Source organism: Spongiimicrobium salis, from assembly GCF_043678055.1.
In the GTDB taxonomy this organism is placed as follows: domain Bacteria; phylum Bacteroidota; class Bacteroidia; order Flavobacteriales; family Flavobacteriaceae; genus Spongiimicrobium; species Spongiimicrobium salis.
This window is the reverse complement of record NZ_JBHEQA010000001.1, coordinates 67,448-81,770: the sequence shown is the minus strand read 5'-3', so window position 1 is coordinate 81,770 and position 14,323 is coordinate 67,448. Positions and strand designations below refer to the sequence as shown.

The window sequence follows — 14,323 nt, the reverse complement described above, 5'->3', positions numbered from 1 at the left end:
TTAGTTTGGTTTTCCGAGTATTCGCATATATTTATTGATGATACGTTCTTTGGAGATGATTTCATAGCCTGCAGCATTGGTGTCCGGGGCAGTAATAGGAACTCCGTTGTGATTGGGTAAATTGGGAAACAAAGATTTGATAACATCCGGATCGTCCGTTTTTGCCATTTTCGGATTCAGTTTTAAGGCTGTGGAGGCCTTGGCGGAGCGTACCAGAAATTTATCCCCCACAAAAATCAGGTTCAATTGATCTTCGAGTTTCATGTCGGCATGCTCCAGTTCGTACTCATACCCTCCAATTTTCAACATTTCCAGATCTTCCCCACTATAATTGATGCCATGGGTAAAGAAATTCCAGGAATTTGTACCCTGCTCTTCCTGTGGGGAAGGATTTTCTTTTTTGGCGTTGATTTCATGGTCCAACCGTTGTATAAACTGACTTAGCTTACCGGAGAAAATGGATCCTTTTTCTGGAATTACCGGGATACCCACCATATTGGAATTCTCATTAATATTTACTTGGGTACGCAAACTGTTTTGCAAACAGGTGCCCTTTGGATTCTCCAATACCGCAATATTGCTTGAGAATTTCCGGAGTTTCTTTCTGAGCAAATCTGTCAACAGCTGGAATCCAAAAGCACGTCCCGCCAGCCGTATCAGGTGGAATTTTTCCAATTGCGAAGTACTGATGTCCGCAATTAGTTTATCGGTATACTTTTCCAGTGTCGTATGAATAATGCCGTAGTAATCTGCAATGCGCAAATTATCGGCCAACATTTTTTCCAAAAAGACATTTAATTGCGCCAGACTGTTTCCGTCTTCATAAAAACTCTCTAACCGGATATTATTGTAGGATAGGGAAAAGATGGCATCGGGAGGGATGGGGCTCAAGTCGCTGTAATTTTTTTTGATCTGCTCTAGAAGTTTGTAAAAGTCCAATTGCCTGGAGAGATCTCCACTTAAAATCTTCTCTTTAATGAACCGTTTGCTTTTGGTAGTATCCCCTCCAGTGATAATAGCCACAATAGCTTCCATAATGGCATAGGTAATTAGATTTCCCGCACCTGCCATGCCCGAGCGATAGATACTTAAAAATGATTTTGTCTTTAGGTTACAGCGGATAATGGAAAAATCGGTAGTACCCTTTCCGGCATCAATAAGGAGACAATGGTCATTCTTGTCCTGTATCGATTTTTTTGAGGCTTTGTATTCCTGAAAATCAAAGGAGGCATCACTTTCGGAATTGGTCAAGAGTTCTATCCCCTGAAATTGTGGATATTCCTGGGCAAAAATTATCTTGATATTTTCCTGAAAGGCACTGAGCAATCGGGAAACCCGTTTTTGGGGATAAATATTGGGAACCAATAGATTCAGCCTTAAATGGATTTTTTGGGTGCGATCCTTTTCGGAGTAATACGCATCTATACGTTTTAAGAGTAGGTGTATAAACTGATTTAAGATTGTTTGGAAAATCAATTCCTTGACTTCATCGTTTTCAAAATTGCCGCGTTTTCCGTTTTTTAATTTATAGTGAATGCCGTTAAAAGACATACTATCTGCCAATTTCAGGTTGGGAATTAAAAAATGCCCTTCACTGTTGGCTTGGTTTAAATTTGTGACAAATTCCTCTTCCGTATCACTGGTCAGTATTTTTAGTAAACTCTGATGCCCATTTTTGAAGGGAATTTCTGTTTTGTGCAGTATTCCTCCTTGCGCTTTAATGAAAAAATAGGAGAGGAGAACGTGTTTGTGATTTTGATCGTCTTCATATTGATAGAAATCCTTGGGCGAAGCATCCTTATCCGGAAAGGCTTCGCTATAAAAATGATCATGGGCATGATGTACCAAACTCATGGGGGCAATGGCGTAGGAGTCATGGAACAAGGAAGCTACCTGGGACGCCTCGGAACCGAAATCAAAAACGGCATTTACAATTTGTGCATTTGGCGCCAGTTGAATAACAAAGGTGTAGGCGTAGTTCTTATAGCGTAGTTCACAGGTGATTTCGCGAGCAGCGTCCGAACTATTCCCTAGAACCAATTCCTTTTCATCTAGGGTATACGTGAGTCCAAAATCCTGCAAGACCTGGGTTTGTTCTGCAGTGTCGATTTCAGTTCCTTCTGCCAAGTGAATTACTTCTGCAACAAGGGTATTAGCTTCCTTTTTAAAAGACAAACCCAAGTTTTGTGTAAGCTCCTCCTCGTTGTGAGTGAAAAAAGGAATGTCAAAACTGGTTCCTTTTTCAGAAAGGAGCGAAGATCCTTTTTTAATAGCAAATAGGACTTGCCCAGATACACTGGGGACAATACATTCAAAATACGATGGGGTCGTTTTGGCGGCATTCTCCTGCAATGGACAAATATGAACCCTTCTACGATCTATATATATAGGTAGATACAACATCCGATTGATGAATAAAAGTTAAAAAATCGATAAGCAATGGTCAGATAGTGGGGCTATCAAATCTGTGTTCTCACTAGATTTCGAGAATTGATACTGTTTTCCACCATAGCGAAAACAATAGCGTCGAAATCAATCAGATGATTGTTATAAAAACGGAAAAAGCTTGCAAAAATTGTATTTGCAAGCTTTTTAGATCATATCCTATAAAATCAGAAAGAAAGTGTTAGATCATGGTATTAAAAACAACACTTTTCCAACTTCCTTTTTATTTAGTTACCTGTAGCCGGGCTCGAATATTTTGGTGTATTGACGTTCTTCTTAGGTCCAAGAGTCTTTAAAAGTTCGTTTACGGCTCGTTCCAGTTGGGGGTCTTTCCCCGTGCTCAAGGCCTTGGCATCCTGTCGCACCTCAATATCCGGAGCAATGCCCTTGTTTTCTCCGATCCACTCGCCTTTTATGGGATCAAAGACGGCATTATCCGGTGCAGTCAATGCTCCTCCATCAATAAGTCCGTAATGCACCGAGGATTTTACCAAACCACCCCAAGTACGCATCCCAATAAGTTTCCCTGCTTTTTGTTGGCGAAATACCCAAGGGAAGAAATCACCCCCGGAACCGGCAAGCTCATTGATCAGCAAAACTTTGGGCCCAAGAATACCGGCGGGAAGTTTCATAGGAGTACCGTTGGGAACTTCATTGGTCAGCCCTGCCCGTAAACTACGGGTCATTAAGTCTACCATATAGTCGTCTAAAAGACCACCTCCGTTAAAGCGCTCATCAATGACCGCGCCTTCTTTGTCCTGCTGCGCAAAGTAATAGCGATTGAAGGATACAAATCCGGGACCTCCGGTATTGGGAACCCATATATAGCCCAAACGTCCATTGGACAATTGATCCACCCTTCTGCGATTGTCCTCTACCCAAGTGCGTTGTCGCAAGGAATTCTCACTGCGTATAGGGGTAACGACTTCTTGCCATGAACCTTTGAAATTTGCAGTTTTGTTGAGGTGAAGTACCGTTTGTTTCCCAGAAGTACCATCCAAATATTCGTAAATATTGGAATTGGAGGCAAATTCTTTTCCGTTGATGCCTACAATAAAATGTCCTTCCTTAATATTTAAACCAGGAGCATCCAAGGGGCCGCTCAAGCCTGGATTCCAGCTTTCTGTGGTGTAGATACGTGCAATTTTCCATGCTTTGCCCTCCGGAATCAGGTCGGCACCAAGCAATCCTACTTGTCCACGTTCCACTTGGGGGAAGTCCCCACCGAAAACAAAACTATGTCCTACCGATAGCTCCCCGTTCATTTGATCTAGGATATAGGTTAAATCACTGCGATGTTTAATGAAAGGAACCAATGGGGCGTAGCGTTTATGTACGGCATTCCAATTTCTGCCGTGAAGGTTGGGATCGTAGAAATAATCTCTTTCGTACCGCCAAGCCTCTTCAAACATCTGCTCCCATTCCGCATTCCGATCCAATTTCATTTGCAGGGAAACCTTGAGGTTTTTCCCGCCTTTGGCATTGGGGCCACCGGTTCCAATAACTTTCCACGCCCTATTGATGTTGGCGAGCATATGCTTGCCATTGGAGGTGATGGAAACCTGATTGGCATTACTGGTAAATTCTTTCGCTTCCCTTTTCTTTAAATCAAATTTATGCAAGGTTAATCCTCTACTATTGGGAATTCTTTCCCCAATAAAGGCGGTGCCTTCGGTTCCGGCAAGTATAAAACGATAATCCCGAACCGGAGTAGGTAAGGGCAATGTGCGTCTATTGAGGCCTTCAAAATCAATAACTACGGTTTTTGGGGCTTTCTTTTTTCCGTTTTTACCAGCTTCTGTCTTCTTTTTGGGATCTTTTGGGTTTTCTGCCTCTTTTTTTATTTCCTCTTCGTCACTTTTGGGTTTAAAAGGGGAATCATCGTCCTTTTTTAGGTTTACCACATAGGCCGCATATTCTGGAGCTGCCGTCATAGAACTCGTATTGGCCCATCCAGAGCGCAAGGCAATATTGGTACTGGCCAGAAAATACAATTGCTTGTGATTTAAATCCCAAGCAGGAGAAAAAGAATCGGCAAAGGCATCCGTAATCGCATTGGCTTTTTTAGTGTTTAGAGACCAAAGGTAGAGCTGTCTGAAATTATTGCTGCCCGCTTTAGAAAAAGCGATCCATTTGGAATCGGGAGACCATTTCATTTCAATGGAACCCCGTTCAAGGTTGGTGCCTCCGACGGCAATGGTTTCAATTTTTTTACTTTTAAGATCAACAACGCGCAAACGTACGTCATCATCTACAAAGGCGATATAATTTCCATCAGGGGACCATGAGGGATCCCATGCCATTTTAGATTCCCCGATTCCAATACGCTCTGGCTTGGAAAGTCCATCCTGGGTGGCCACCAACAAGGCATACCCCTTTCGGTCTTTATCGGAGAACCAAGCAATTTTATCGCCCTTGGGAGACCATATGGGGGCTCTGTCTGCCGTACCCGAACTTTGGGTAATATTTCTAGAATCCCCAAATTCTAAGGGAATGGTGAAAATATCTCCTCTAGATTCCATAATGGCCCTTTTTCCATTGGGGGATAAAGAAGCAGAACGAGCCCTGTTGGTGACATTTTCCCATTTGGTCGCTGCCCAGGAAAAATCACCTATTACATCAATATCCAATTGGGTGGAATTTCCACTACTGATATCCATAAGATGTAAATATCCGTCCCGTTCGTAAGCCAGTGTATTGTTGTGACCGGCTAACCATTTGATATCGGACCCTTTAAATCGAGTGACTTGGGCAATGGCCTTTGTATTGGTATTGTACGACCAAATATTGGAAACCAAATCCCGATCCGAAAGAAAATATACCATCTCGCCCATCCATAAGGGTTGAATATCCGTAGAACTATCGTTGGGCAATAATGTTTCGGACGAAGTAGCCAAGTCTAAAATGATCAAGGGGGTATTTTGCCCTCCACGATAGGCCCTCCACTCACTGTCCCAGCGGCTCATGCGATCTAGGGCAATTTGCTTTCCATTAGGGGATATCGACCCATCAAAACCCCATTGGGCATGAATCAATTCTGGAGCCCCGCCTTTCACGGGAACCTTCCATAGACGATTATAAGGCCGCGGCGCGGTTTCCCGACCACTAGCATAGATAATGTGTTTTCCATCATTGCTCCATCCCCTGACCAGTGCCCCGCTAGGGTGCCAGGTAAGTTGTGTGGTTTCCCCACCATTGGCAGAGACAAGATATACGGCATTACTTCCGGAACGGTTAGACGTAAAAGCAATCCATTTTCCATCTGGTGAAAAATAAGGGTTGGATTCTACAGCCGGAGTACTGCTAATACGTTTGGCGCTACCTCCATTTATTGAGGATACCCAAATGTCGCCGCCGTAGGTAAAAACAATTTGGGAAGCACTGATGTCCGGTTGACGCAAGAGACGTGTTCCTTGGGCATGCAGTATAGGAGCTCCTAAAAATAAGAACGCCAAAAGAAAAACCGAGCGGGTTAAAATTTTTGGTATGGATTTCATACGTGTCGTTTTTTGATTAAGTTGATATGTGTTTGCACAAATTATGTAATTTTTCGCGGTCTTAGGAATCTTTTTTAAATTTTATCACTACTCAGGTTTTTTAATGATGCTTGGCCCTGAGTTAAAAAAGAAAGCTAGGATCGCTTTATTTCCTATGCAAATGTTGTTAAGTTTAGGTCTTTTAACGTCCCTTTGTGACCAACGGGACCTTATGCACTTAGATTCGGACTATTTTAGCATAGATTATTGAACGAATATGGGATCTTTTACTTTTATTGATATCATTTTATTTTTAGGGGTCAGCCAGGGGCTTTTTTTAGCAATGGCCCTTCAACTAATTCATAATAGGAACAAGAGTGCAAATAAAGTTTTGTCCATTATGTTGTTGATTGCCGTTGTCATGTTATTTGGAAGAATCTGCGCTTACCGCATTTCGGCAGATTGGATATGGCGCTTGGGAATTCTTGTAGATACCACGATTTTTCTTTTTGGGCCTTTACTTTATATGTATGTAAGACGATTGCTTTATTTGGAAAAACAACCCTTTTCCTTGAAATGGCCCCATTACATTTTAGCCGCTGGGAGCTTAAGCTATTATATCTGGACCCTTAGTTTTCCGCTCACGACCTTTAATCAGATGTACGCTTCTGGAGAACTCAACCTTATGTTTTTCATCGTGGAAGTGGCCGGCTTACTTTCTTTAGTATGCTATTGGATAAAAACTTTTCTATTGGTAAGAGGGTATCAGAAACAGGAAGCTCTGGAACTATCATACCATCAGAGTATCTATACCTTTCTAAAAGTGTTGTTGGGCACAGTACTCCTATTTTTGGGACTTTGGGGACTTAGTTTCATAAGTGCCTATTTCTTTAGGATTGGGATTCCTTATATCTCGTACGAAACCATGTGGGTTTCCATGCCCGTTTTCATGTATTGCGTTGGGTATTTCAGTTTGCGGCAGCCCGAAATTTTCAGGATACCTATTTTAGCCAAGACCAAGCAGGAAAAGGACCGACTGAAACCAGAAGAAATTCAAAAACTTCAAAAGAGATTGCATTACTTCATTGTTGAAGAACAGGTTTTTCTGCAATCTAACCTTACACTGAAGATGTTGGCCGAAAAATTGAATACCTCTTCCAATAACCTGTCTTGGTTGTTGAATCAGGTATATCAGACTACTTTTTATGATTATATCAACGGTCATAGGATACAGGAGTTTATTCGGAAAATAGAAAATCAAGAACACCAACAACATACCATTTTGGCCATTGCAATAGATGTTGGTTTTAATTCCAAAACTACCTTTAATAAGGTGTTTAAAAATAGTATGGGGGTGACTCCGAGCGACTATATAAAAAAAAGTAAGGTTGCCTAAGGGGACGTGCGTCTGTGCCCATAGAAGCGATAATTGTACGGTTCAGGTCTACTTTCGGGCCATATGAATCCTAAAAACCGTACAAATGAAAGCAATAGCAAAAATTAAATTACGATCCGTGATACTGGCCTGCGGAATAAGTGTTTTTCTCCTTTCGGCCTGTAAGAACGACGATGCTTCCATAGCAGGTCCGGAATTTGATGCTTCTACCTTCCAAGCCCTGATCACCAGAATTTCGGATATTCAAAATAACAGGAATCCAAGTGATTTGGAAGTCCGTTTGAACAAAGCCGAAAACAATGGTTTTATTACCGAATACCGAATTTTCTTTATACCCCAGGGGGCAGAAGGGAATGTTGATGAAGTAGGGGCTCAAGGTCTTTCGGAAGAGCGTTTCTTGTCCCTATCCAATGATTTTATTCCTGCTGGCGTCTCTTTGAACGAAAATCAATTGGATTACAATGGGGAATCTATTATGGAAAATACAATGTATGTGGCTTTTGTGCTTAGTATAGGTACTTTTAATGATGAAGCGGTTTCCGTTTTATCGGCCCCCTCTACACCCTTTTCCATCGTAAACCAATTGGAAGTAGCTACCTTGATCAGCGATTTTCCAGCGAATGATGGCTTATTTGTTTCTGAGGAAGGCATCATTTTTGCCTCCGATTTTGGAACTTTCAATAATGCCACTGGCATGGGAGATGGTACTACCGTGTATGAAGTGACACCTAATGGAGACATTAGTGAAAAAGCTACAGGCTTTAGTGCCCCTATGGGAGGCGTTTTGGATAGTCAGGGAAATTTTTATTTTACCCATGAAAATGAAGGGGTATCAGGAGATTTGATCAAAGTGGCTCCTGATGGAACCAGCATGACTGTTGGAGCTATAGCTGGATGGCCCTCTGGCTTGACCATAGATGAAAACGATAATATTTATGTGGCCAATTTTGTAAGCCCTACGGTACATAGAGTAACACCGGACGGAACCATATCCCTATTTGCCACAGATAGTAGATTGGCCGGATGCGTGGGCATTGATATTGACGCTAGCGGAAATGTGGTTACGGCAAATTTCGGTACGGCGGCCATCTTGAGTATCGCGAATACGGGCGAGGTATCACTTATCGCCCAGGTACCTGATCTTCCAGCAAACTTTGCTATTGGCTATATGACGATTTTTGAAAATGCCATATATGCTACAGGAATCGGAGATCACAATATCTATCGTATCAATTTTGATGGTACTGTGACACTTTTTGCGGGAACCGGGAGTGAAGGGGTCAACGATGGGGAGTTAGGTGTGGCCTCTTTCTCCAGTCCCAATGGAATTGCGGCTGACGATCAAAGGCGTATTCTTTACATCTCCCAATTTGGGAGGCCTGGCTTGCGACAAATTCAGTTTTAAAGTTTTGTTGCTGATACTATTCAACTAAAAGAGACAGTGTCTAAAGGAAGAAAATCAGTTGCTTCCCATTCCAAAGAATATGAAAACAGTATATTTTTCAATCTGTTGTTTTTGTCTAATAAACCATATTCTAGGATGGGAAGGACTGATTTTTATAGTTAGATTAACAATTCAGAATAGCATTATAATAAACACTAAAGTATCTTTAGAAGCTTAAAACCATACCAGAAATTGATGCAAGGACCACAGATCTTTTCCATAAGAAAATTGAAAATTGGAATTCAAATAGCGATGCTGTTCTTCGGAGTGGCAACTCCAATTTTTGGACAATTGACCCTTAAGGGATATGTAATGTCCGAAAATAATAAAGCACCACTCGCGTATGTGAACATTGGTGTTCTGAACTCTTCTTTCGGAACTATATCCAATAGCGATGGAAGTTTCTCTATTGAAATCCCAGCATCTCATTCGGAAGAAAACCTGTTGTTTTCAGCGATTGGATATCAAAAAAAAGCTATAGCTATTACATCCTTCTCTAGAGTAACTGAAATAATGGTTTATCTCGCCGAAAAAGAGATTGTCCTTGATGAGGTGGTACTAACCGCTTCTAAAAGGAAGGAGAAGTTAAAACGTTCTTGGCTGGGAAATCGTAAGAAGAATTTATTTGTGCAGGGAAAAATGATGGTGGATTCCGCAACTGCTGGAGGCGCTATGGCATTATTGATCGAAAAAAAGGAAGACTTGTCCTTTATCAATGAAGCCCGATTGTTTATTTCCAGAAATACAGAACCAAAATTTAAAGTACGTGTACGATTTCTGAAAGTAGATGCTTCAAATAATAATTTACCTGGGGAGGATATCCTTACAGAAAGTGTGGTGGTTGAAAGTGATATGAGAAGAGGTTGGTTGAAATTTGACTTGTCGCCCTATAAGCTTAAGATACACGAAGCATCCTTCTTTTTGATGTTCGAATGGATTCTGGAGGATGAAGACCGTATCAATTTGTTCCGTAAGCTACATGAATACGTAGAATTAAACCCGGATAAAATTAAGAGGGATACGGTTGTGGTCGATGGAGAAAAAGTGCCCACTGCAGGCCTTTCCACTGGGGCGCCAATACCCATGATCATTTTTGGGGACACGAGTACCAAATCGGATTTGAAAAACTACAAATGTTATTCCCGTGAGAATAGCTTTGGGGAATGGAGAAGGGAAACGAGTATCATATCGGCCAAAGTTTTGATGAGCAATCAAGCTTCCAAGAATTTACCAGCTTTGGAAGATGATGCCCTAATTACGAACAAGGGCACAAGTGAGTCGGAAGAAACACTCGATGCTAAAATCGAAAAATGGGGGAAACAATTTAAAGAGAAATACAATGTTTTGGGCATGCAGCTTGCCATAAGTTCAAAAAAGAATATGGTGTTTTCTGGAGGTTTTGGGTATGCCGACGCTGAAAATCAAAAAAAAGTGGATCCCCAAACACGTTTTAGAATTGCCAGTGTGACCAAGCCAATAACATCGGCGGCCATGATTAAATTAGCTGCTGCAGGGAAATTGGATTTAGATACAGATGTTAGAACGTATGTTCCTTCTTTTCCTGAAAAAAAATATACGCTAACTCCGCGTCAATTAGCTGGGCATTTAGGTGGGATACGGGATTACTATGGAATTAGCTGGGACGAATTGTTCAACAACCCACATTTTGAAACGGTTACCGCCGCAATTTCCATCTTTAAGAATGATAGTTTAATAGCAAAACCTGGAGACCGATTTTTATATTCTTCGTATGGATATACCTTATTGGGAGCGGCCATTGAAGGAGCCTCGGGAGAACCGTATCTGGAGTATATGCAACGTGCTATTTGGAAACCCCTACGAATGTCCAATACCTACGGAGATGTTGCCGATAGTACCCTAGTACATAAAAGTAAATTCTACTATACTAACGAAGAAGAAGCAAAACCCTATGATTTAAGCTATTCCCATGCCTCGGGAGGGCTAATTTCGACTACGGAAGATTTGTTGAAATTTGGGAATGCATTCTTATATGGAGATTTTTTTGATTCTCGCTTAAAAGATAAATTATTTGAAACGCAATATGAGATCGATCAAAAACCCACAAATTATGGATTGGGTTGGTACATTGGAAAGGATTCAAATAACCGGAGAATATGGTATCATGTTGGGCAATTGCCTTCTTCAGGTGCTGTTTTAATACTCTACCCGGATGAAGGGGCGATCGTAGCACTTCTTACGAATATGCCCATTCTAGTAAACTCAGAGGATGGTCTTCCAGAAGATGTCTTACAATTGGGAAATATACTTTTTGAGAATTAAACGGAAGTTTGTTTTGGATTTGAAAGTAAATCCTATTCTTTTTTAATACATTTCGTTCTTATACTGCTATATATGATAGAAAAGCTATTGGAAAAAATGAAGGAAATCATTCCAGTAAGCGATGAGCTTTGGAAGGATGTCCAAAAACATACCAAAATAATGTATCTAAAAAGGGGAGAAGTGTTAATACCTTATTCCCAAGTAGATACCAATGCCTATTTGGTCGTACAAGGTAGTTTTGATGCTTCTCTGATTTCTTTGGATGGATCTCGCAAAACCATCTGGTTTTATTTTGATGGCCTATTTGATAGCATTGTATGTATGGATAGTTATTTTTTGAATCAACCGACGAAGTATGAAATAACCGCTTTGGAAGATGCTATTGTTTTTAAGGTAAGTAAGCAGGAAGTAGATGTTTTGGTGGAGAAATATCCAGCGATGAATGAATTTTATCGTACGGATATTATTGCCAATTTTATTAAAGTAGACGAAATAAGAAATCATATGATTGCATATACGCCCAAGGAGTTTTTGGCTTACCTGAGAACGCATTACCCTGAAATATTTCTTCGAATTCCTGCTAAAAATATTGCGCATTTTATGGGAATTACTCCCGAATGGTATAGCAAAATACAACGAGAAGCCATGCTTCTTTCCCATAAAAATGAATAGGATCAAGTCATAACTAAACAATCTAACAAAATTCATGATGTTTTTACCTTTTCAAAACTTGAATTAATTCAATTCCCTTTATTTTTATTGTCTGTAATTTCGCCCTTTCAAAAATTCATGAATTCTGTGCTCTCAGTTTTATGGATTTGGCTTAAGCCGTTTTTATTCTTAATTTATAAAGCTCAATACGCAATGAAAACTGTTTTTCAAGAAAGTGTGAAAATTGACCAACCCATGAAAAAAACCACTTTACTCTTGTTTTTGTTGTTTTCTGTACTTGTCTTTTCACAAAAGAAAACAACCTATACCATTGGAACACTATTAGATAATCAAACCGCTGAATTGACACCGCTTGTTCAAAAGTTGCAGACAGAGATACAGGCAGTAGTAGGGGAAGATGCTACCATTAACTTCCCTAAAGAGCGCATCTTGGTCAATGATTACAGTGTAGAGAAAGCAAGGCAGAATTACAATCAACTGCTGAACGACGATACCGATATCATTTTGGCTTTCGGATCATTGAACAATCAGATCATCAATGCGCTGGCCACTTATGAAAAACCCGTAATCTTGTTTGGAGCGGTCAATAAGGATATGAGCACCCTAGATTTTTCAAAAACAACATCGGGTATCCACAACTTCACCTATTTGGTAGAATCGCGCTCTTATCTGGAGGACCTGAAAAAATTCAAAACGCTAACAGGATTTAAAGAACTGGGTATTGTCATTGAAAAACCCCTTCTGGACCTTTTACCTTGGGAAGCCACTTTTGACAAAGAACTTCAGGAGTTGGAGGCCACCTATAAACTTATTCCGTTTGAGAACACTGCTGATATTATTGGAAATTTAGAAGGAATAGATGCGGTATATCTGGCAGGCGGATTTTTCCTTTCTCAAGAAGAAAACAGACAATTGGCCGAAGCTTTTATTGCAAGGAAACTACCTTCTTTTACCAGTAATGGAGTAGACGACGTGGAAGCTGGAATTATGGCGACCAATCAATCTGATGAAACTTTAGGCCAATTTTTTAGGCGTATCGCCCTTACCGTAGAATCCTATATCAATGGCACACCTTTGGCAGAGCTTCCGGTATATATTGATTATGCGCCCCGTTTGACCATCAATTATAATACGGCCGACTTGGTCAATGTACCTATTAAATACAGCTTGATCAGCGAAACGGATTTTGTAGGAGAGAACAAAAATGCAATTTCAGAGAAGCAATATGGTTTATTAACAGTAATTGATGATGCCCTAAAAGAAAATCTTGGCCTACGTTCCACAGGAAAAGATGTAGAATTGGCGGTACAAGATGTGAAATCGGCCAAGAGCAACTATCTGCCTTCCATAACGGCATCAGGTACGGGAACCTATGTAGACCCTAATTTGGCCGAAATCAGTAATGGGCAAAATCCGGAGTTCTCCACATCGGGAAATATTACTTTGAATCAAACCTTATTTTCAGAATCGGCAAATGCCGGTATTGCTATTCAGAAAAATTTGCAAAAAGCACAGCAGGAAAATTTCAACGCTGCCGAATTGGATGTCATTTTCAATGCCAGCAATGCCTTTTTCAATACATTGATTTTAAAGGCAAATACAAGGATACAGGTGCAGAATTTACAATTGACCAAGAGAAACCTGCAGATAGCGGAACAGAATTTTGAAGCCGGGCAATCCGGGAAATCCGATGTGCTGCGTTTTCGCAGTCAAATGGCCCAAAATACCCAAGGTATGGTAGAAGCCATTAATCAAATGCAACAAGGGTTTATAGCCCTCAATCAAGTGTTGAACAATCCCGTTGATTTGGAAATTGATGTAGAGGATGTGGATCTCGGAAGCGGAGTGTTTGAAAAATACAACTATGACGAGTTGACCAACCTTTTGGATGATCCTACCTTAAGAGATCCCTTTATCGATTTTTTAATCGAAGAAGCCTATGCAAACGCTCCTGAATTACAATCGCTAAAATACAATATAGCCGCAACGGAACGGAATATCAAACTTAATGGACCCGGACGCTTTCTTCCTACCTTGTCACTCCAAGGGCAATACAATGAGACTTTTAGTAGATCTGGAGCAGGAAGTACGGCACCCCAAGGTTTTGCATTGGTAGACAATAACTATAATGTTGGTCTGAGCCTTTCCATACCTATCGTTAATAGAAATCAAAATAATATCAATAAAAAAACGGCTTTGATACAGAAAGAGCAATTGGAAATCAATACGCTGGATACCGAACTGGCCATTGCAGTCAATGTGAGGAATGGCGTTTTGAATTTGGTGAATCAAGTATCTAATATTGAGCTTTCTAAAATTTCTGAAGAAACGGCAAAAGAATCTTTAGAACTTACCCAAACTTCCTATTCCAATGGTGCTGTAAATATTGTGCAATTATTGGATGCACAAAATAACTATCTCAATGCTCAACTGAGTAGGGTCAATGCTACCTACAATTTTCTGATCAGTTCCTTACAGTTGGAGCGCTTCTTGGGATACTATTTTTTATTGAATTCCGATGAAGACAATGATGCTTTCAGACAACGTTTTTTTGAATTTTTGAATACTAGAAACTAACCTCGTTAAAAT

General features: G+C 40.6%; 7 protein-coding genes. 5 read left to right on the top strand and 2 right to left on the bottom strand.

The features are described 5' to 3' along the window. Entirely contained in the window at positions 1–2,403 is a 2,403-nt protein-coding gene (locus ACEXOE_RS00345) for a hypothetical protein (RefSeq protein ID WP_394746728.1), read from the bottom strand. A gap of 269 nt (positions 2,404–2,672) precedes the next feature. Then, positions 2,673–5,942 carry a S41 family peptidase gene (locus ACEXOE_RS00340; protein WP_394746727.1) on the bottom strand — a complete coding sequence of 1,090 codons (3,270 nt, stop codon included), beginning with the start codon at positions 5,940–5,942 and terminating at the stop codon, positions 2,673–2,675. A gap of 256 nt (positions 5,943–6,198) precedes the next feature. On the opposite strand from ACEXOE_RS00340, the gene ACEXOE_RS00335 reads away from it, so the two are divergent. From ACEXOE_RS00335 to ACEXOE_RS00315, 5 genes are all read left to right on the top strand, one after another. After that, positions 6,199–7,317 carry a helix-turn-helix domain-containing protein gene (locus tag ACEXOE_RS00335; RefSeq protein ID WP_394746726.1) on the top strand — a complete coding sequence of 373 codons (1,119 nt, stop codon included), beginning with the start codon at positions 6,199–6,201 and terminating at the stop codon, positions 7,315–7,317. A gap of 85 nt (positions 7,318–7,402) precedes the next feature. After that, a complete protein-coding gene (locus tag ACEXOE_RS00330) occupies positions 7,403–8,722 on the top strand; it encodes an NHL repeat-containing protein (protein ID WP_394746725.1) in 1,320 nt (439 codons plus the stop codon). 234 nt (positions 8,723–8,956) lie between these two features. Next, positions 8,957–11,062, top strand: coding sequence for a serine hydrolase (locus ACEXOE_RS00325; RefSeq protein ID WP_394746724.1), 2,106 nt, complete (start codon positions 8,957–8,959; stop codon positions 11,060–11,062). Between the two features lie 72 nt (positions 11,063–11,134). Next, positions 11,135–11,734, top strand: a complete 600-nt coding sequence (locus ACEXOE_RS00320) for a Crp/Fnr family transcriptional regulator (protein WP_394746723.1) — start codon at positions 11,135–11,137, stop codon at positions 11,732–11,734. A 192-nt stretch (positions 11,735–11,926) separates the two neighbouring features. Further along, complete coding sequence (locus tag ACEXOE_RS00315) at positions 11,927–14,311, top strand: TolC family protein (RefSeq protein WP_394746722.1); 2,385 nt, start codon at positions 11,927–11,929, stop codon at positions 14,309–14,311. Positions 14,312–14,323: the final 12 nt, after the last annotated feature.